Origin of the sequence: Brevibacterium sp. BDJS002 (assembly GCF_028201555.1) — a bacterium.
GTDB lineage: Bacteria > Actinomycetota > Actinomycetes > Actinomycetales > Brevibacteriaceae > Brevibacterium > Brevibacterium aurantiacum.
Genome location: NZ_CP116392.1, coordinates 451,161 through 470,822, shown reverse-complemented (window position 1 = coordinate 470,822; position 19,662 = coordinate 451,161). Strand labels below are relative to the sequence as shown.

The window sequence follows — 19,662 nt, the reverse complement described above, 5'->3', positions numbered from 1 at the left end:
CCCGTGTCTACCGGTGAGTGACCTTGCGTTTAAGGCTGCGGGAGAGCAGACCGGCTTCGTCGACGAGGAGTTTGCCGACGGTCTCGTGGTGGTCGGCGATGCGCATGGTCGGACCCGAGATGCCGACGGCCGCGACGACCCTGCCGTCGAGGCCGAATACTGGTGCGGCCAGAGCATCGAGGCCTTCCTCGAACTCCTCGTGCACGATCGCATACCCACGTTCGCGCACCTCGGCGAGGTTGTCCATGAGCTCTTTCCGCGATCCCAATGTGTAGGGGGTGCGCCGTTCCAAACGGCCCGAGGGTACTGGAATGATCTCGAAGGCGTACATGATCTTGCCCAGTGCCGAGCAGTGCGGCGGCACCTCGACATCGACCCAGTTCGTGGCGCCGAGGACGAAGGTCGAATCGACCTGTGCGATTTGGACGACGCCGGTGGAGCTGGGAACGGCGAGGTTGACCGTCTCACCGGTCTCTTCACTCAGCCGCTGGAGAGTGGGATCGGCGGCGGTCACCAGAGTTTCAACCCGGTCAAAACGCGACGCGTAAGTGGCGAACAGCGACCCGCCGCGATAGAGCCCGTCCCCGTCACGTTCGACGAGCCCGTTGCGTTCGAGGGCGGAGAGCAGGCGTGAGACCGTCGAGCGCGCCAACTCCGTCGACTCCACCACCTCCGTGTAGGAGATCGGGTCATCCGCCTTCACCACCAGCGACAATATCTCTGCCGCACGATCGATCGACTGGGTCCCATTGGTCATAGCGCTCAACTCCGTCGGGGAAAGATACGCCGCGGCACCATCGGCACTCCGGCGGCATTCACCCTACATCACCCGTGGTTCGCCCCTGTCCGTGTTGTGTCATGTGAGCTACAGTTTCGAAATGAGCAACAGCGAGACGCACTCCAGCTCCGTGCACTCCGGCTCGGTGCAGTCGGTCGACCGTGCCGTGACGATCCTCGAAGTCATCGCCCGCACCGGGCTCGCAGGCGTCACCGGGATCGCCGCCGAACTCGGCGTGCACAAGTCAACGGCCTCCCGCATCGTCTCTACGCTTGAGGCTCGCGGCCTCGTCGAACAGGACCAGCATCGCGGAAAGTACCGTCTGGGGCTGGGCATCCTCCGCCTTGCCGGAGCCACCACTGCCCGTCTCGACATCGTCCAAGAGGCCCGCCCGATTGCCAAACTTCTGGCCGAGCGCACCGGCGAGACGATCAACGTCGCAGTCCTCTCCGATGGCGCAGCCCTCTACCTCGACCAGGTATCGGGCAACGCCTCGGTCCAGAGCCACAACTGGGTCGGCCAGCGCATCCCTCTGCACGCGACCTCGAACGGCAAGGTCCTGCTGTCCGGCTTGAGCGAAGCCGGGATCCGCACCGTGCTCGAGTCGAAGCTGCCGACCTATACCCCACACACGGTGACCTCGATCCCCCGCCTGCTCACTGAAGTCGCCGAGGTGGTCGCCGCCGGATTCTCGATCGTCATCGATGAGCTCGAGGTCGGCCTCACCGCCGTCTCCGCCCCGGTCCGCAATGCCCACGGCGATGTCATCGCCTCGATCTCGGCTTCGGGTCCGGGCTTCCGCTTCACCGACGAAAAGGTCGGTGCTGCGAAGGACCTGCTGGTGGCTGCGGCGACCGACATCTCCTCACGGTTCGGGTGGCGCGAGGGCTGAGCCTCCAGCACTGAGGATCGACTGCCGAACAAACCCTTGACACACCTCGGCGAGCGGAGGACGATCAAAGCACTCAGTTTCACATGGTGCGTCACGTTGCTTATTACGCAACATGTGCCGTTGAAGGCGAAGATGCCTTCGGAGAGGAGCCTGCCATGGCTTCCATTCCCACTCAGGCCAGTGTCGTTGTCGTCGGTGCGGGCATCGTCGGCAACAGCCTCGTCCATCATCTGGCCGAACTCGGCTGGAGAGACATGGTCCAGGTCGACAAGGGTCCACTGCCCAATCCGGGTGGCTCGACCGGACATGCCTCGAACTTCATCTTCCCGGTCGATCACTCCCGCGAGATCACCGACCTCACCCTCGACAGCGTGCGTCAGTACAAAGAACTCGGCGTCTTCACACAGTCCGGCGGTTTCGAGGTCGCCCGCACCCAGGAGCGCATGCAGGAGCTGCGGCGCAGGATGGCCTCGGCGAAGGCCTGGGGCATCGAATCCCACTTGGTCACCCCCGAAGAAGTCGTCGAGAAGGTCCCGTTCCTCGACCCGTCCGTCATCGTCGGTGCCTTCTGGACACCGACGGTCGGCGTCGTCGACTCCGTGGGTGCGGGCACCATGATGCGCGAATCCGCGCAGGCCAAGGGAGCACTGACGGTGTCACCGAACACCGAGGTGACCGGCATCGACGTCGAGAATGGGGCGATCGCACGAGTGCACACCACGAAGGGTGTGATCGAGACCGATAAGATCCTCATCGCCTGCGGAGTCTGGAGTCCGCGCATCGCAGCCATGGCCGGTGCCGCAATCCCGCTGACCCCGGCCGTGCACCAGATGATCAGCGTCGGCCCAGTCCCACAGCTGGCCGAGCAGACGGGTGAGATCTCCTTTCCAATCGTGCGCGACATGGACACCTTCTGCTACGAACGCCAGCACGGTTCGGACATGGAGATCGGCTCCTACGCCCACCGTGCGATCCTCCACGAACCTGACGAAATCCCCTCGATCGAGGCCGCGAAGCTCTCCCCCACGGAGATGCCCTTCACCGATGATGACTTCGACCCGCAGCTCGAACAGGCCCTCGAACTCATGCCCGATGTCCTCTCCAACCCCGACGTCGAGATCCGCTACGCCATCAACGGGCTGCTTTCCCTGACACCGGACGGTGCCCCCATTCTTGGCGAATCACCCGAGGTCAAGGGTCTGTGGTCGGCGGCTGCGGTGTGGGTCAAGGAAGGCCCGGGCGTGGGCCGTGCCGTGGCCGAGTGGATGACGAACGGCCTGCCCGAGATCGACGTCCAAGGTGCCGACATCGCCCGCTTCCACCCGCATCAGCGCACCCGCGAGCACGTGAAGGCTCGAACCTCGGAAGCGTTCATCAAGACCTACGGCATCGTCCACCCGGGCGAGCAGTGGACCTCCGATCGCAACGTCCGCCTCTCCCCCATGCATGAGCGCGAGAAGGAACTCGGCGCCGTCTTCTTCGAGGTCGCCGGCTGGGAACGCCCGCAATGGTACGAATCCAATGCACCCCTGCTCGAAGAGTTCGGCGAGCACGTGATGGATCGCACCGCCGAATGGGACTCACGCTGGTGGTCACCGATCACCAACGCGGAGCATCTGGCGATGCGTGAGCGTGCCGGTCTCGTCGACCTCTCGAGCTTCGTCATCTTCGACGTTTTCGGTCCCGCCGCCCTCGACGCGGTCCAATCGATCGTGCTGGCGCAGATGGATGTGAGCATCGGCCGCGTCGTCTACACCCCCGTCCTCGACGAAGCCGGCGGATTCCGCTCCGACCTGACGATCATGCGGCTGGCCCACGACCGGTTCCGCGTGGTCACGGGAGCCGCCCACGGCATGGTCGACGTCAAATGGTTCACCGACCGGCTCCCGGAGACAGGAGCCCAGATCGCCGACCTCACCTCGTCATGGACGACGATCGGCCTCTGGGGCCCACGAGCACGGGACATCCTCTCCCCGGTCACAAAGGCAGACGTGTCCCACGAAGGCTTCAAGTTCGGTACTGCCCGGACCATCGAGATCGGTTCGCTGACGGTCCTGGCTTCCAGAATCTCCTACGTCGGTGATCTGGGCTGGGAGCTCTACGTCCCCATGGAATCCGGGCTCAGACTCTGGGATGTCCTCACCGAAGCAGGCCGTGAGCATGGTCTCGTGCCGGTGGGGCTCGGCGTCTACGGAACCACCGGCCGCATCGAGAAGGGCTACCGCGCCTTCGGCGCCGAACTCGACTCCGAACGCAGCGTCATCGAGGTCGGCATGGCCCGACCGAAGGTGAAGTCGCAGAACTTCGTCGGCCGAGACGCCCACCTGCGCCACCGAGAGGAGGACCCGAAGACGGTCCTCTGCTCACTCACGGTCGATGACCACACGAGCAGCAGCGGGGAGAAACGCTACATGCTCGGAGGGGAACCCATCCTGTCCAAGGACGGTGGGCCGCTCGTCGACGGGCACGGACGGCACTCATGGGTCACCTCGGCGGGGTCGGCTCCGAGCTTGGGCAAGCATGTCCTCATGGCTTTCCTTCCTCCCGCCGAGGCGGTCCTGGGCAACCAGCTCACCGTCGTCTACATGGAGGAGGCCTACCCCGTCACGGTGGCCGCGATCGACGCTACTCCCCTCTTCGACCCCGACAACGAGAGCATCCGGAGGTAGGTCATGGACATCCTCGTCTGCATCAAACGCATCCCCGACATCTCGGGCCAGGTCACGCTCGACGCCTCCGGCACGGACATCGACGACTCGAGCCTGGGCCACACCACCTCGGCGCACGAGGAATGTGCGGTGGAGCTGGCCATCCAGACGGCAGCGGCCACCGATGGCACCGTCACGGTCCTGACCGTGGGCCCCGCCGAGGCGGTCGAACAGCTGCGCGCGGCCGTGGGCGTGGGCGCCAACGACGGGATTCTCATCGAAGCTGAAGATCCTGGCGCGTTCGGTCCCGAGGACATCGCCCAGATCATCGGCGATGTCATCCGTGATCGTGCCGAACAGGGACAATCCTTCGACCTCGTACTGCTGGGCAATGATGCCGCCGACACCGGTGACTTCCAGGTCGGCATCCGCCTGGCCTATGACCTCGAGTATCCGGTGCTGACCGGGATCCAGACGCTGGCCTCCGGCGGAGACAGCGCAGGCAGCGACGGATCGGGGACGATTGAGGCACGCGGGATCGGGCCGACGGGGACTGAGGTCTTCGCCCTCGAACTGCCTGCCGTCATCGCCGTGCAGGAAGGCGGCGTCGACCCACGCTATCCCTCGATCACCGGGCGAATGAAGGCGAAGAAGGCTCGCATCGCCGAATACGAGGCGCCCGAACCTGGTACCGGAAATCCGCGCATCGGCCTCGAACTGCCGCCGGAGAAGACAAGCGAGGTCACCATCCTCGGCGAGGGCCCCGATGCGGCCGGCGCCCTGGTCGATGTTCTCGAAGAGATCGGAGTGATCAGGTCATGACTCTCGTATTCGTCGAAACAGATGAGACCGGCCAGGTGGTGCTGACCTCCGCCGAGGCTGTCACCTTCGCCCGCACGAACGCGGAGGCACTCACCGCGCTGGCTGCCCCTCTCCCCGCTGAGCAACCTTCCGGTCACTCAGCAACCCAGGGAGAGGTTGCCCAGCGCCCGGAGGGTTGCTCAGATGAAAGCCTCAGGGTGGAGGCTGCCGTGATCGGCGCGCTCACCGAGGCCGCCACCAACCAGCTGGCAGCCCTCGGCGTGGAGACGATCCACCACCTCGAGCATCCTGACCTCGAGACCTACTCTGCGGCCGCCTGGGCGCAGGCTCTGGTCGACATCGCGCCGGAGACCGGGACCGTGTTGGCCTCGGGCACCCCTCGCGGGATGGAGCTCATGGCGCATGTGGCGGTGAGGACCGGGGCGCGGATGGCGGCCAATGTCGTGGCCGCCGATGAGGGGGGCCTGCTGCGGCAGGTGCTCGGCGGGACGGCCTTCGAAAGGCTCGTCCTCGACGGTGACCTGCAGGTTCTCACCATCGCCGGTCACGCCTGCACTCCGGAGGAGACCACTGCAACGAGCCCCGAAGTGCTCGACTACGAACTCGACATTGCAGCCGATGACCTGCGCACACGTGTGGTCCGCACCGAGGTCCAAGCTGTCGATGGCAATGACACCTCTGGTCTGACTCAGGCCAGGGCCGTCGTCGGCGCCGGTCGCGGGGTCGGTTCGGAGAACGGATTCGGCGAGGTCCTCGAACTCGTCGACCACCTCGGCGGGGCATTGGGTGTCTCTCGTGTCGTGACCGGTCTGGGATGGCGGCCGCATGCGGAGCAGGTCGGGCAGACCGGCAGTCGGATCTCACCGGACGTCTACATCGCCTGCGGAATCTCCGGAGCGATCCAGCACATGGCCGGCATCGAGGGCGCCAAGACGCTCATCGCGATCAACACCGATGAGGAGTCGACGATGGTCCAGCGCGCCGACTACGCGATCATCGGCGACCTCCACGAAGTCGTGGGCGCCGTCAACGAGGAGATCAGGAATCGCCGCGGCTGAGAACGCCATCGGAATTTCCTTTCGTCGACCAGTCCTGTTTAACTATAGAACGATCGATCAGGACGGTACCGAGGTCGATTTCGGCACCTATCGATAATCTGACACGATGAGTGCCGGTTGCCGAGAGATGAGAGGTCATTTGTGAAGACGTTCGAGTATTCCCCCGAGGTGCGCTGGTCCGATCAGGACATGCTCGGCCATGTGAACAACGCTCGCCTGATCACCCTCATCGAAGAGGGTCGGATCCGATGGATGCATGAGATCAAGGCCGGCCACATCACCGGCGGCGGTCTCCTCGTCGCACACCAGTCCATCGACTATTTGGTGCCCGTGATGTACGGACCAGCGCTGACGATGAGCGTGTCCGTGACGAAGCTCGGCAACTCTTCGTTCACCATCAACACTCGCGGTGACCAGGACGGACGACAGGTCTTCGACCACAGCGTCGTGCTCGTCCACATCGATCGTGATTCTGCGAAGCCCACGCCTCTGACCCCGCAGCTGCGAGCCGTGTTCGAGGAATACCTCCCCGAAGCCGACTGAGACGGTGCCTTCTGAGGCCCTGCCGTGTGCAACATTGGTGCGCCAAGATGGCCGTTCTGTTCATGCCCGGCCGGTCCTCATGCGCATAGCCTGAAGGCATGAAACTCGACGCGATCTCAATCATCACCGCAGACATGCCCTCCGCCGTACAGTTCTACTCCGCGCTCGGCCTCGACCTCGTCGACGGCGGCGCGGATGCACCGCACACGGAGTTCTCCTCCGGCAGCCTCCGCCTGCTGCTTGACACCGAGGCGGTCATACTCAGCATCGATCCTGAGTGGACGTGGCCGACCGGTGGTCACAAAATGTCCCTGGCCTTCGACTGTTCCAACGCCGAGGCTGTCGATACGACATTCGCCCAGCTCACTGCCGGTGGCGCCGGTTCAGATCCCGTAGCCGGCGTCGTCCATGAACCCTGGGATGCGTTCTGGGGTCAGCGTTACGCCGTGGTCTCTGATCCCGATGACAACACGATCGACCTCTTCGCAGCATTGACTTCGCAGCCCGAGCACTGACTTCACAGCCCCAGCAGTGACTTCTCGTCTCTCCACAGGTGTGCCGCGTCGGCGTATCCTGCCGCCGCCGCGGCCGCTGTACGGGTGCGCCCGGCGTCGATGTGCGCCCGAGCTGCCTGCCAACGCAGAACCTTCGCCAAGTGCTTGGGCCCGTACCCGAACCAGTCGGCAGAGAGCCTCCGCAGCTGCCGCGGTGAGTACGCGAACTGCGCAGCCACCTCGGCGATATCACTGCGCTGCTGGTCGGCGCTGACATCCAAGAGCATCGCCAGCTCGACCGGCCTGTGATTGAACTCAACGCGGGACGTCAGTGCCTCCGCAATGCTCACCAGCCGACTGGCGGAGTCGTCCGCGAAAGTTCCGGCACCTAAGGCTCTGCGTCCGATCACCGCATCGAGCGGGGTGACCTGGTCGACGAGTTCGGCTGCCGAGGTCGCCAGCAGCTGCGGGAGCACACCGGGGTCGAACCGCAGGCCCACGATCGGCTCTGCAACGGCCGGCACCGACGCGCTGCCAGTTGCTTCTCCGTGAGTCGAGGGAGCACTGAACGTGCGGGCGCTGGAGTCTGCTCCGGCGATGACGACCCTGGAATCGATGACGATGAGGTCCATACAACCGTCGGGCACGATCACGGACGCCGCTGGTGCGATGGTCGCGGGCGGGACCCGCACGGCCACCTCGGCGAGGTCAGACGATGGGGTGCCATCCGGGGTCGAGGTCCACAGTGCGGCGCGCAGTCGGGGAATGCGCATCTCCGTATACACGGGGTGCTCGTCCTTCTTCAGTTTCGAGCGGTATTCTTGGAATTCATCGGCCCACCCAGGCCGACTCCGTCTGCTCTCAGACTAGCCGGTACGCGACTCCCCAGGAAGGAACAATGGCAGCTGCATCCCCCTCGCCGACATCAGCGCGTCGGCAGGCTCGGCATGTCACTGTCTTCCTCGATGTCGACGGGGTGCTCAACTCCTACCCGGTGCCCAAGCTGCGCATCATGGCCGAAGGGCGCAAGAAGCTCCAGGCCTGGCATTACGAACTCCACTACAAACCCGCGGTCATCGCCTTCTTCGACCGCCTCGTCGAGACCCACGAGGTCGACATCGTGTGGCTCTCCACCTGGTCAGAGCGGTGCAAAACGGAGTTGGAGCCGAAGTTCGGTCTGCGCAACTCCTTCGAGGTCATCGAGATGCCCGATGAGACCCATAATCGGTATGCCAACAATCCGCACCTGTGGTGGAAGGCCCGTGCGATGGAGGATTGGCTGGCTGAGCATGAGCATGGTCGGGCTGTGTGGATCGATGATGACCTCGCTGCCCCGGCCACGCGCGACTACTTCGTCGAGCACTATTCGTCGAACCGTCTCAAGCTCATTGCTCCGAAGTTCGCACAGGGTCTGACGAAGGCGCACCTGAAGGAGATCAAGGAATTCGCCTACCCGAAAGAGGATTCATGACGCGTATCGGCCTGCTCGATTCCGGACTCGGGCTGCTCGGCACCGCCGATGCCCTCTTCCATCTGGCGCCTCATGCGGATCTGGTTCTCGCCATGGACCCGGATTTCACCCCGTATGGCAGCCTCAGCCCGGAAGCACTCGAAGCCAGGGCTCTGAATTCTGCAGCCGTGCTCGCCGAGTGGGAGCCCGATGCCATCGTCATCGCCTGCAACACCGCCTCCGTTCAAGCACTCGAGGCCGTCCGCGCCCGTTATGAACCCGACATTCCCGTCATCGGCACCGTTCCAGCGGTGAAGATGGCGGCCGGGACGGGGCAGGATTTCGCCATCTGGGCGACCCCTGCGACGACCGGCAGCGCCTACCAGCAGAACCTCATCGACACCTTCGCCTCCGAGGTCACCGTGTCAAAGGTGGCCTGCCCGGGCCTCGCCGAGGCGATCAACGACGCTGATCTGCCCACCATCGACGCCGCAATCGACGCCGCACTGAACCAGATGGATCCCGGCATGGAGACCATCGTGCTCGGATGCACCCACTACGGCCTGGTCGCCGAACGGATCATGGCCGCCCGGGCCGGGGCGATCACGCTCTTCGACTCCCCGATTCCGGTGGCGAAGCAGACTCTGCGCAGAATCGGCGTCGAAGCTCACGGCGTGAGCCCGAATCAGCCCGATACCGGCGAGGTCATCGCCACCTATGCCTCGGGGCGGCCCATCAATCTGCCGCAGTCCCTTGCCGCCTACCCTGCGGGCAAGCGCCTGCTGGCTCGGGAACGGGCAACAGCACCGACGCGCTGAGGCGCTCGCGGCTGTTCTGTCGAACCGCTGAACTGTTCGCGCCCTCCTTGAGTCACGCCCAGGAGTCGGATCGATATTTTCGCCGAGGCGGGTCTTTTCTGCCCGCGCAGGCGTAGCGTTGAAAGGACAGTCAATCGTCTGAGGAGGCGGTTCGATGTTCCTCTTAATTCTCATCTTCGGTCTGATCGCGCTCGGTGCCATCGGCCTCGGAAACAGTCTGAAGATCGTCAAACAGTACGAGCGCGGTGTCGTGTTTCGTCTCGGCCGAGTCATTGATGAACCCAAGCGCCCCGGGATGACGGCCATCGTCCCGTTCGTGGACCGGATGGAGAAGGTCAGCTTGCAGATCATCACCATGCCGATCCCCGCCCAGGAAGGCATCACCCGCGACAATGTCACCGTCCGGGTCGACGCGGTCATCTACTTCAAGGTCGTTGATCCCAGACGTGCCATCATCGATGTCGAGAACTATCAGCTCGCCGTCGGACAGGTAGCGCAGACGTCCCTGCGCTCGATCATCGGCCAGAGCGAACTCGACGATCTGCTCACGAATCGGGAGCGGCTGAACCAGGGTCTGGCCATTATGATCGACAGCCCCGCCGTCGATTGGGGTGTCCATATCGACCGGGTCGAGATTAAGGACGTGGCCCTGCCGGAGTCGATGAAGCGATCGATGTCGCGTCAGGCAGAGGCCGAACGTGAGCGCCGTTCACGCGTAATCATCGCCGACGGCGAATTCCAGGCCTCGAACAAGCTCGCCCAGGCCGCAAGTGCGATGGCCGATACACCGGCAGCCCTGCAGCTGCGTCTCCTCCAGACCATCGTCGAAGTCGCCTCCGAGAAGAACTCGACACTGGTCCTTCCCTTCCCCGTCGAGCTGCTGCGCTTCCTCGAAGGCAACACCCCGAAGGCGGCGACCACAGCCGAGGACGTCCCGCGGGACGACGAGCACCGACAGCACCACCTCGGCGGCAACCCCCTCGTTGAGCGCCACCTTCGGAGCCAAGGACACCGGCCATTCGCTGGATGATCTCAGCGGGATGGTCCGTGCTCTCTCCGATTCGATGCGGCTGAACGAGACGATGCACCTGCCCCCGTCGATCAAGCTGCCCGGCGGCGAGAACGACACGACCTCCTCCGTGGAGGAAAGCACGGAGGAGGGGGTCCAGGCGAAATCGCGTACTGCAGGACCTGAGCTGACTCCCCTATAAGGGAAAAGAGCACACGAAGAAGCTTCCTGCAGTTGGAGCGCTGAGGGCCCTGGTCGACTTTCGACCTGGGCAGTTTGGAAGTTGGATCAGGAGAGAAAATCTGCCATCATCCTTTGAGCGCTCTGGCCAAGCATCGTAGCGTCGTTGCCGACCACCGCATACGAGAACCCGCTCGAGATCAGCCGTTTAGCGCTGCTGCCATCTCCCGAGGCGATGCCGCAGGAGATCCCCCGGTCTTTGGCTGCGGTCAATACCGCATCGCGAGCATGAGCAAGCTCCGTGCTGTCTCCCCTGACGCCCATTGCGACCGACAGATCCGCTGGACCCACAAAAACTGAGTCCACGCCAGCATCAATGATTTCGCGAACGTTCTCCACTCCAGCTGAGGACTCAATTTGGACCACTACTGCAGCTTCCTCACTGTTACGGACGTAGGTTCCTGTCGATTCGAGTGCCCAGTCTCCTGCCCGAGTGGTCGGGCCGAAACCGCGCGAACCCAGAGGTGGAAAACGTGCGGCATCGACAGCGCGTTCGGCCTGTTCCCTGGTGTCGACGTGAGGAACCAGTACCCCACCAGCACCCGCGTCCAGGCTCCGCTGGATCCATTCGTACCCGTGTGCGGGGATACGCACCAACGTTCCAAGTCCGAGTGCCTTGGCCATCGCCAGCAGTCGAGCCGCCGATTCCATGGACATCGGTGAGTGCTCAAGGTCGACGACTACTAAGTCCAACTTCGCCAACGCCATCAATTCCACTGACTCGACTATGGGCAGTTTGAGGAATGTTCCAACAGTGACACTGTCTCCCAAGCGACTTCTCAGGCCGCTCATTGCGGAAAGTCCTCAGCATTTACGACCCAGCCCTTAGCGGCGAAATCATCTCTGGGCGGGCTGAAGAGATCGATCATGAGGTTGGTTCCATCGCCTAGACCCTGGCTAGTGTGAACCGTTGGCGGTGGAATGATAGTCAACGATGGACCGGAAACAGTCGTGTGCACATCTTCTCGCCATTGACTTTGCTTCGTTGTCCAGGGGGTGCGAATGTGGTGGCGCCACTTGCCTTGGATGGTCAGCGATCCCTGCTCGAAGTCGTCATGGTGGTGTGGAGAGAGCTTCTCCGGATCTCGCGGACCAACCTGATCGTCGAGGAAGTTGATCATCAGCGTATGAGTTCTGAAGATCGTACCGAAACGACCATCCTCCGCCGGGTAGTCGGAAAGCGGGTAAGCAGTAAGATCTTGGGGAGCGGGTGCATCGTCTGCTAAACGGGCGACGCGCGGATGTGGCTGTTCATAGGAACCTGCGTTGACCGCTTCTTCGCCTGTGGATACATCCACTGTGTCCAGCACAGCCGCCACAACAACTGCACCTTCTGCACTGATGCGGCTCTTTCCGGGCGGGACCACAATGATCCCGCGACCGTCCAATCGGACGATGTCGCCTCCGAGGTTCACTTCTACGGCAGCCTGCTCAATCGCCGAAATGAGCACGTAGCCGCGAGATTCGTCCCAATCGAGACTCGCTTTTGAGTCGAGCTCGACGTAACGAACGAGAAAATTCTGACCGCGGGCCGACCAGACATTCGCACCATCGTCAGTGGCGACGGCAGTCTGTGGATCGGTGAAAACGTGGGTTTCGGGGGCAGCGATGTCGTCCGAGCCAATAGGCGCCGAAGATGATTGCGCGAGCTGGGACCGCGGATCTGATTTGTCGTACATGGAAGCTTCTCCTCAGTCCTCGATATTGAACAGTGTGCGTGGGTTTGTGTGAACGATTGTGCGCAAAGCGTCCTCAGACAGCCCAAGCTCCAGTAGGCCTTCAACGACCCGAATGTAGCCGTCTACAGGCCAGGGGAAGCCCTTCTGCCCTAGGTCAGATCCCAAGAGTGTGTTTTCAGGACCCAAGACATTGATCCACTCGAGCAGCTGTTCGAGCGGCCATTTCATCTTTGCTCCCGGATCGTACATGTGCAGTTCGTGTTCGACCTTTGCACCCATATCAATGAATTTCCGGCACTGTTCCGGCTCAGCTCCGATGACGAAATCAGGATGAGAGATGACAAGTTTGTTGACGCCATGCTCGCGTGCTGCTGTGAAACAAACCTCCATGTCGTCCGGGTGCAGATGACCACCATTGAGCACGGCGTCCTTCTCAGCAATGAGGTCGAAGATCGGCGGAAGCTCCGGCACGACATCTCCGTCTTGTCCGACTACTTCGATGCGCTTGGTAGTGACCTCGACAGTCGTGGACGGGAACCCGTGCGATTCTGCGTGGTTGTCGATGTGGCGGCCTGACGAGACGGTGGGCAGATAGACCACTTTTCCACCAAGCCCAAGACACATCTGCACCTGGGCGAGATTGAGTCCACCAATACTCGAGTTCAGTGCCACAGCCCCGATAATCTCAGTCGGAATGTCCTCAAGAAGCCTCTTTTGCGCTAATACGTCCATCTGAGTGTTGTGATGATGGCACTTGAAAACCATCGCCCTCATTTTTACGCGTTCCCAACCGTCCCGGGCTCCAGTAGCGGCATCGAATTCGCGGGGCATGGCAGAAGGAGCCGGATGACAGTGAGGATCAATCATTCCGTCGAGGATGCGCAGTACAGTTTCATTTGTCATTTTGGTGTCCTTTCACAATGCGGCAGTTCTTTGGGCAGTGCCATAGATTCAGGCTTTTGCCTGATCTAGATCTGCTGCGGTGTAGTTCATATTGATGGCCTTGGTTTCCGGCAGCACCCAGACTGCGATGAGGCACGCGGCACTGCAGAGAACCATGATCCCGGCCGTCCACCACGGGCCACCCGACCACAGGTAGAGCGCTGCAGCCGCCGCCGGGGCGGGTGCGGCCAACAGTGCGGTGGAAATCTCGCGAGAGAGTGCGACGCCGGTGTAGCGAAACTCAGCTGGGAACAGTTCCGTGAGGTAGGCCGCCTGCGCACCCGTGATGATGTAGACGCCGAAGACCATGAGGATGTGTGCACAGTAGAGAGCGATGATCGAGCCCGATTGAAGGAGCATGAAAAATGGATACGCCGTCACCATTCCGACTACGCAGATGCCGATATAGATCGATCGCCGGCCAACGTTGTCAGTCAGCCAACCTGTGACAGGCACAAGGATGATTGCAAGCACTGAAGCAACAAGAGTACCGAGTATCGCGGTGCTACTGTCATAGCCGATCTCTTTGGCGTAACTGATGGAGTAGGTCAGACTCACATAGGAGTTCCAACCGATGGGTGCGGTGAGAAGCACAGCCAGAAACAGACGTTTCGGTGTCTTGCGGAATACCTCAGCGAACGGCAGTGCACGAGCCGAGCGGTCCTGCTCGAGCTTCTCGTAGACCGGTGATTCGGCGATACGCATTCTGAAGAATAGGCCGACGATAACGAGCACGATGCTGACGAGGAATGGAATCCTCCATCCAAAGCTGGCGACCCATTCTTCTGGAGCCGAGAACACCGTCGTTGCCACCAAAGCAGAAAGCACAACACCGGCGTAGATGCCGATTCCGGGGATGGATGACCAATATCCGCGGCGCTTCGGCGGGGCCATTTCACCGATCATGACGAATGCTCCGGCATATTCGGCGCCCGCGCCCAGGCCCTGCATAAGCCTGAGGACCATGAGCAGCAACGGCGCGTACAGACCGATGGTGGCGAATGTGGGCAGCAATCCGATGAGCGTTGTCGCGCCTCCCATCAGCAGCAGAGTGATGACGAGTGCGACCTTGCGACCGAATCGGTCTCCAATGTGGCCAAAGATCACGGCACCCAGTGGGCGTGCAAGATATCCGACGCCATATGTGGCGAATGCCGCAATGGTTCCGATCGCTGGACCGACTTCGGGGAAGAAGAGCGTCGGAAAGATGATTGCCGCCGCCTGCGCGTAAATCATCACGTCGTACCACTCGAGGGTCGTGCCGACTACAACGGCAGGGACCAACCCGTTCCGTGACTGCTTCCACGCAGCCGCATCGTGTGTCGCGGTAGCCGGGTCATATTTGGGAGCCGGCTGCTTCGTTGTCTCCATGGTTCCTCCACGCATCCTTGCTGTGGTCAAATGTTCACATTGAGCATATGGAGTTCACGATGTACACGTCAAGCTTGATTTCGCTATTCTTTTCGAGTTGACCACCACAGAAATGTGCGCATAATGAACAACATGGCTATTTCCGACAAAGGTGCTTCCCTGGCAAAGACCACAGGTGATTCAACGACCGACGCAGATTCGGCACGGAACTACCCGTCTGCCGATATCCAGGCGGTTGGAAGAACCGCGCAGATCCTTTCATTGCTAGGTCCGCATCGTGAACATCTCACCGCACAGACCACGGCAGATTTAACTAAATTGAATCGCACTACTGCACACCGATATCTCTCCTCGATGGAGCAATCAGGTCTGCTCGAACGCACTGGATCGAAGTACACAATAGGCTCGCTTCTCGCTCAGCTTTCCGCCTTCCATCAGGGGCGAAAACAGCTCATGACGGTCGCTCCACCAAGGATGGCGGAGCTGGTTCGGTCAACTAGGCTCACAACCGCGCTGAGCATCTACGGCTCGAACGGCCCGGTGGTCGTTCACATCGAGGAAAACCATTCGGATGAAATACTGCTCACGGTTCCACTAGGGACACAGCTCGACATGTTTTCCGCCCACTCACAGATCTGGTTGGCGTACGGGGCACAGCAGGCGGCAGAGGCTCGCACGATGAGCATGTTGCCACCCGAGCACCGGCGCGAACTTGATGCCCTGGTCGAAGATGCTCGCGAGTCCGGACTCGGACTCCGCTCCAGCGATTCAGGGTACGTGGCCATCGCTGCACCCGTCTGGTCCGGTACAAAACTCCATGCAACACTGGCCCTACTTGGCACACCCATCATGCTCCCTGCCGAACGGGACACCAGTGTCGCCAAAGCCCTCAAAGATTGCGCCCAGGCAATCTCAACCGAGCTCGCGCCGTCAGTTAGGCCAAATCGAGTGCGCTCGGGCTGCACGACGCCCACGGTGTTCAGCGAGCTACCATCCCGAGTGACTACGCTTGAGGCATGGACCTGAAACGCACCAGCAGATCAGTTATCGTCAACGGCGTCATCGCGATTCTCGTCGGGCTCCTGATGATGGTCTGGCCCGGCACCAGCGCCGAGGTGGTCGTGCGCATCTTCGCCATCTGGCTGGCCGTCATCGCCGTTTCCTCCTTCGTCCTGGCGCCGAAGGGCACGCGCTCGGGAAGCCTGGTGGCTCGCTCGGTGCTGCTGATTCTGCTGGGGGCGCTCATCTTCTTCTCCCCCATGTTCTTCGCGGCCTTCGTCACCATCTTGACCGGGTTCGCAGTCATCTTCTTCAGCTTCCTCGCCGTGACCGTATCCCTGTTCATTCGCCGCCTGGGTGTGCGGATGTGGTGGGCACTCACAGCCATCGGTGCCCTCGGCATCGTCCTCGGATTCTTCTTCCTCTTCGCCCCCGACGCCGGCGTCACTGCGCTCATCTTCACTCTCGCAGGCTTCATCGTCCTCGTCGGCATCGCGCTGGTCGCACTCGGCTGGCGCCTGCGCAAGACCGCTCAGGCCATTCGGCAGGATCCCCACCGCAGGCCCCCGGAGAACGGCGGCGGCGACGTCATCAGCGGCGAGATCATCGAATAGGTCACGGCCACCTCGGCGAGTTCAGCCGCTCGTCCCGGTTTCGGTCGGATTCGGCTCAAGCCCTGGAAAAACGGCAAGGTCGCGTGCTAGCTTATTGAGCATGGGAACATTAAATCGCAGCGCAATGACAGCGCTGAGCTTCTACTTTCGTGATCGCCGCGCCTGACGGCGCGCTCGATTCACATTCTGTGATCCACTGACCTCATCGAGGCATCGGCACCGACAGTCCACTGACGGATCTGTCGCAGCCGAACCGATCGAGCAGGATCTGTAGCGGCGCGCTGTCGACCCGGACGATCATCAGCATCCGGGGCGAAGCCGCAATTCACTGACATACGTCACTGCGCATTGCGCTGCCTTGGGTGCTCCCTTCTTCATTTCCGGAGCGCACCCTTGCGAACCCATTCATCATTCGGCGGCCGGCACGAGCTCGGCCAGAACTTCCTGCACTCACGCTCAACTCTGCACACGATCGCGGAGCTGACCCGCGCCACCACCGGCCCCATCCTGGAGATCGGGCCCGGCACCGGCGCGGTGACTGCCCAGCTGTACAAACTCGGCAGGCCGCTCACGCTCGTGGAACTCGACGAGACGAGGATCAGTCACCTTGAACACACATTCCCGCGCGCCCAGGTCAAGCACGCCGATGTCCTGAAATCCCGGCTCGACCAGTCGGTGATCGTCGGTAGCCTGCCCTTCCACCTGACCACGCCCATTCTGCGCAGACTGCTGCGCGCCAGGAAATGGCAGAACGCGATTCTGCTCACCCAATGGGAGGTCGCCCGCAAACGCGCCGGAGTCGGCGGCTCGACCATGATGACCGCCCAATGGGCACCTTGGTACGACTTCCGACTCATCGACCGCGTACCTGCCCACGCCTTCACACCGAAGCCCAGCGTCGACGGTGGACTCCTCACCATCGATCGCCTCACAGCCAGCCTCGTGCCTGAGAGGCACAGGTCGGATTACCAGCAGTTCGTCCGAAACGCCTTCACCGGACGCGGACGTGGAATGAAAGGAATCCTTACCACGATGAACCTCACCGACCGCACCACACTGCAATCGACCATGGACCGCAATGACGTCAGAGGAGACACCTTGCCACGAGACCTTGAACCCCAGCAGTGGGCCGGACTGTATTCGGCGCTGCGCACAACTGAGAACCCATCGGCTGCACAGAAGCAGAGCAGGAAATCACGAGAGAAGGGAAACACCATGCGAAACGACAAAGGAACCGAGAAACCGGTGATCACGGGCGAAATGCCGATCATCGGCGCCGACCAGGCAAACAAGAAGCTCGAGGCGCAGATCCCTGGCCTCGACGCCGATGCCACGTCGAAGAGCCATGACAAGGGACATCTGCAGGCCGAGCGCGGCTATATGCCACAGCACGGCAAGCCGTCCCAGCCGCAACCACGGTGGAACCTGCCTCGACGCCAGGGCTGAGGCTCCAGCGCCACCTCGGCGCCTATCCCCACACGCGGGCACGATTCACTCGTGCCCGCGTGTCCATCATCACAGGTCAATATCTTCCTACTCTCCCGTACCAGACTCACTGCCACAGGACGCTGGCTTCATAGCATCTGACCTGGAATTTCACGTGAACACCAGGGAAACTACATCTATTGTGCATCTGACGTTCGTCACCTGCGTGCGGTGTGTTCACCTTCCATTCACCTGCTCCTTAACCTTGCGGACATTTGGAGTGAGAATCATGGGCATCAGCCGGAAACACACCTCATGATCCTCGCAAGGAGACACGCATGCCCCAGGTCCTGGCCCCAGAGACCTTCACGCCGACGCAGACCGTCGGTCGTAGCAATGATCGCCTCTGGCACCTCGCCTTCGGCCTGCTGCTTGCGGGCAGTCTCATCGCCTTCACTCTGTGGTCGTTCGGCTATGTCGGCCAGGGCGCACCGCGCATGGTGCTCATCACGACAGTCATCTTCGGCGCATTCATGGCCTTCAACATCGGCGGCAACGATGTGGCCAACGCCTTCGGCACCTCGGTGGGTGCCGGCACGCTGACGATGAAGCAGGCCCTCCTCGTCGCAGCCGTGTTCGAGGTCAGCGGTGCACTGCTGGCCGGTGGCGAGGTCACCGACACCATCAAGAGCGGGATCGTCGACCTCAATGCGGTCTCCCTCAACCCGATGGATTTCGTCTACATCATGATGGCGGCCCTCCTCGGTGCCGCAGTGTGGCTGCTGATCGCCACCCGCATGGGCTGGCCGGTCTCGACCACCCACTCGATCATCGGCGGCATCATCGGTGCCTCCCTGACGATCGGCTTCGTCACCGGCACCGGCGGGTTCGCCATGGTGCAGTGGTCAGAGGTCGGCATGATCGCGATCTCCTGGGTCCTCTCCCCCGCACTCGGCGCCATCGTCGCCTTCCTCATCTACGGGGCGATCAAGAAGTACGTCCTCGGCGATGCCCTGTCACAGACCCTGAAGCCCCACATGCTGTCGTCGACCGGCGGTGACAATCAGGCGGCAGAGGCGGAGATGGGCCTCGAAAGCGGCCCGTCAGCGACGACAGCTTCCACGGTCGGCTCGCACTCCACGCTGCAGCGCTGGGTTCCGCTCATCGCGGCCGGCGGTGCCATCATCCTCACCGCGATGCTCCTGTTCAAGGGCCTGAAGAATCTTGACGTGACGGTCGGCCCCATCGGCGGCACCCTTCTCATGGCGATGATCGGCCTCGCCGTGTGGATGGCAGTGTTCGTCTTCGCCAAGACCCTGCGCAAGCAGACAGTGCCCCGAGCGACCTTCATCCTCTTCTCCTGGATGCAGGTGTTCACCGCCTCCGCATTCGCTTTCAGCCACGGATCCAACGACATTGCGAACGCCATCGGGCCCTTCGCCGCCGTCCTCGACGTGCTCAAGACCGGCACCATCGACTCCGAAGCGACCGTTCCCTTCGCCGCCATGCTCACCTGCGGCATCGCCCTCGTTGCCGGCCTCTGGTTCATCGGCCGCAAGGTCATCGCCACGGTCGGAACCAAGCTCACGGAGATCCACCCGGCCTCCGGCTTCGCCGCCGAGCTTGCCGCTGCCGGAGTCGTGATGGCTGCCTCGATCAGCGGCCTGCCCGTCTCCTCAACCCACATCCTCATCGGCGCGATCATCGGCGTGGGACTGGTCAACCGCTCGGCGAACTGGAAGCTGATGAGGCCGATCGCCATGGCCTGGATCATCACCCTGCCAGCCGCCGCAAGCATCGGTGCCATCGGCGTTCTCAGTCTGCGCACGTTCTTCAGCTAAGACACATTCGTTCACCTCTTCGGCCCGGACCAGCATCTG

At 62.2% G+C, this 19,662-nt stretch carries 18 protein-coding genes and 1 pseudogene; 13 read left to right on the top strand and 6 right to left on the bottom strand.

The window, feature by feature from the left end; all coding sequences use genetic code 11:
- Nucleotides 1-7: 7 nt before the first annotated feature.
- The gene (locus PGC08_RS02170) at nucleotides 8-757 is read right to left on the bottom strand and encodes an IclR family transcriptional regulator (RefSeq protein ID WP_009883455.1); all 750 of its coding nucleotides are present in this window, start codon (nucleotides 755-757) and stop codon (nucleotides 8-10) included.
- 121 nt (nucleotides 758-878) lie between these two features.
- On the opposite strand from PGC08_RS02170, the gene PGC08_RS02165 reads away from it, so the two are divergent.
- The 6 genes from PGC08_RS02165 (at nucleotide 879) to PGC08_RS02140 (ending at nucleotide 7,256) form a co-directional block, all read left to right on the top strand.
- Nucleotides 879-1,670 carry an IclR family transcriptional regulator gene (locus PGC08_RS02165; RefSeq protein ID WP_271709410.1) on the top strand — a complete coding sequence of 264 codons (792 nt, stop codon included), beginning with the start codon at nucleotides 879-881 and terminating at the stop codon, nucleotides 1,668-1,670.
- 155 nt (nucleotides 1,671-1,825) lie between these two features.
- A complete protein-coding gene (locus PGC08_RS02160) occupies nucleotides 1,826-4,339 on the top strand; it encodes a GcvT family protein (protein ID WP_271709409.1) in 2,514 nt (837 codons plus the stop codon).
- Nucleotides 4,340-4,342: 3 nt separating this feature from the next.
- Complete coding sequence (locus PGC08_RS02155; RefSeq protein ID WP_271709408.1) at nucleotides 4,343-5,140, top strand: electron transfer flavoprotein subunit beta/FixA family protein; 798 nt, start codon at nucleotides 4,343-4,345, stop codon at nucleotides 5,138-5,140.
- On the top strand, nucleotides 5,137-6,198 hold the full coding sequence (locus PGC08_RS02150) for an electron transfer flavoprotein subunit alpha/FixB family protein (RefSeq protein ID WP_271709407.1): 1,062 nt from the start codon (nucleotides 5,137-5,139) through the stop codon (nucleotides 6,196-6,198). The genes PGC08_RS02155 and PGC08_RS02150 overlap by 4 nt, the downstream gene beginning before the upstream one ends.
- Before the next feature lie 141 nt (nucleotides 6,199-6,339).
- The gene (locus PGC08_RS02145) at nucleotides 6,340-6,741 is read left to right on the top strand and encodes an acyl-CoA thioesterase (protein WP_271709406.1); all 402 of its coding nucleotides are present in this window, start codon (nucleotides 6,340-6,342) and stop codon (nucleotides 6,739-6,741) included.
- Nucleotides 6,742-6,839: 98 nt separating this feature from the next.
- Entirely contained in the window at nucleotides 6,840-7,256 is a 417-nt protein-coding gene (locus PGC08_RS02140) for a VOC family protein (protein ID WP_069599336.1), read from the top strand.
- A 2-nt stretch (nucleotides 7,257-7,258) separates the two neighbouring features.
- Here the strand turns inward: PGC08_RS02140 and PGC08_RS02135 are convergent, their stop codons facing one another.
- On the bottom strand, nucleotides 7,259-8,020 hold the full coding sequence (locus PGC08_RS02135; RefSeq protein WP_125177830.1) for a helix-turn-helix domain-containing protein: 762 nt from the start codon (nucleotides 8,018-8,020) through the stop codon (nucleotides 7,259-7,261).
- A 113-nt stretch (nucleotides 8,021-8,133) separates the two neighbouring features.
- On the opposite strand from PGC08_RS02135, the gene PGC08_RS02130 reads away from it, so the two are divergent.
- The 3 genes from PGC08_RS02130 (at nucleotide 8,134) to PGC08_RS02120 (ending at nucleotide 10,533) form a co-directional block, all read left to right on the top strand.
- Complete coding sequence (locus PGC08_RS02130) at nucleotides 8,134-8,706, top strand: HAD domain-containing protein (protein WP_271709405.1); 573 nt, start codon at nucleotides 8,134-8,136, stop codon at nucleotides 8,704-8,706.
- A complete protein-coding gene (locus PGC08_RS02125) occupies nucleotides 8,703-9,503 on the top strand; it encodes a glutamate racemase (RefSeq protein WP_271709404.1) in 801 nt (266 codons plus the stop codon). The genes PGC08_RS02130 and PGC08_RS02125 overlap by 4 nt, the downstream gene beginning before the upstream one ends.
- Before the next feature lie 154 nt (nucleotides 9,504-9,657).
- Nucleotides 9,658-10,533 carry a slipin family protein gene (locus PGC08_RS02120; protein WP_271709403.1) on the top strand — a complete coding sequence of 292 codons (876 nt, stop codon included), beginning with the start codon at nucleotides 9,658-9,660 and terminating at the stop codon, nucleotides 10,531-10,533.
- A 267-nt stretch (nucleotides 10,534-10,800) separates the two neighbouring features.
- On the opposite strand, the gene PGC08_RS02115 is transcribed toward PGC08_RS02120, so the two are convergent.
- From PGC08_RS02115 to PGC08_RS02100, 4 genes are all read right to left on the bottom strand, one after another.
- Entirely contained in the window at nucleotides 10,801-11,460 is a 660-nt protein-coding gene (locus tag PGC08_RS02115; RefSeq protein WP_442868166.1) for an HpcH/HpaI aldolase family protein, read from the bottom strand.
- 80 nt (nucleotides 11,461-11,540) lie between these two features.
- Nucleotides 11,541-12,431, bottom strand: a complete 891-nt coding sequence (locus PGC08_RS02110) for a hypothetical protein (protein WP_271709401.1) — start codon at nucleotides 12,429-12,431, stop codon at nucleotides 11,541-11,543.
- 12 nt (nucleotides 12,432-12,443) lie between these two features.
- The gene (locus PGC08_RS02105; protein ID WP_271709400.1) at nucleotides 12,444-13,334 is read right to left on the bottom strand and encodes a DUF6282 family protein; all 891 of its coding nucleotides are present in this window, start codon (nucleotides 13,332-13,334) and stop codon (nucleotides 12,444-12,446) included.
- A 48-nt stretch (nucleotides 13,335-13,382) separates the two neighbouring features.
- Nucleotides 13,383-14,744: an MFS transporter gene (locus PGC08_RS02100; protein ID WP_271709399.1), complete on the bottom strand. Its 1,362-nt coding sequence runs from the start codon at nucleotides 14,742-14,744 to the stop codon at nucleotides 13,383-13,385.
- 132 nt (nucleotides 14,745-14,876) lie between these two features.
- Between PGC08_RS02100 and PGC08_RS02095 the strand changes: the two genes are divergently transcribed.
- The 4 genes and pseudogenes from PGC08_RS02095 (at nucleotide 14,877) to PGC08_RS02080 (ending at nucleotide 19,623) form a co-directional block, all read left to right on the top strand.
- Nucleotides 14,877-15,770: an IclR family transcriptional regulator gene (locus tag PGC08_RS02095; protein ID WP_271709398.1), complete on the top strand. Its 894-nt coding sequence runs from the start codon at nucleotides 14,877-14,879 to the stop codon at nucleotides 15,768-15,770.
- A complete protein-coding gene (locus tag PGC08_RS02090) occupies nucleotides 15,761-16,357 on the top strand; it encodes an HdeD family acid-resistance protein (protein WP_096177676.1) in 597 nt (198 codons plus the stop codon). Before PGC08_RS02095 ends, PGC08_RS02090 begins: the two co-directional genes overlap by 10 nt.
- A 393-nt stretch (nucleotides 16,358-16,750) precedes the next feature.
- Nucleotides 16,751-17,503 (top strand): annotated as a pseudogene (gene erm, locus PGC08_RS02085) (23S ribosomal RNA methyltransferase Erm); the annotation flags it as partial.
- 617 nt (nucleotides 17,504-18,120) lie between these two features.
- Entirely contained in the window at nucleotides 18,121-19,623 is a 1,503-nt protein-coding gene (locus tag PGC08_RS02080) for an inorganic phosphate transporter (RefSeq protein WP_271709396.1), read from the top strand.
- Nucleotides 19,624-19,662: the final 39 nt, after the last annotated feature.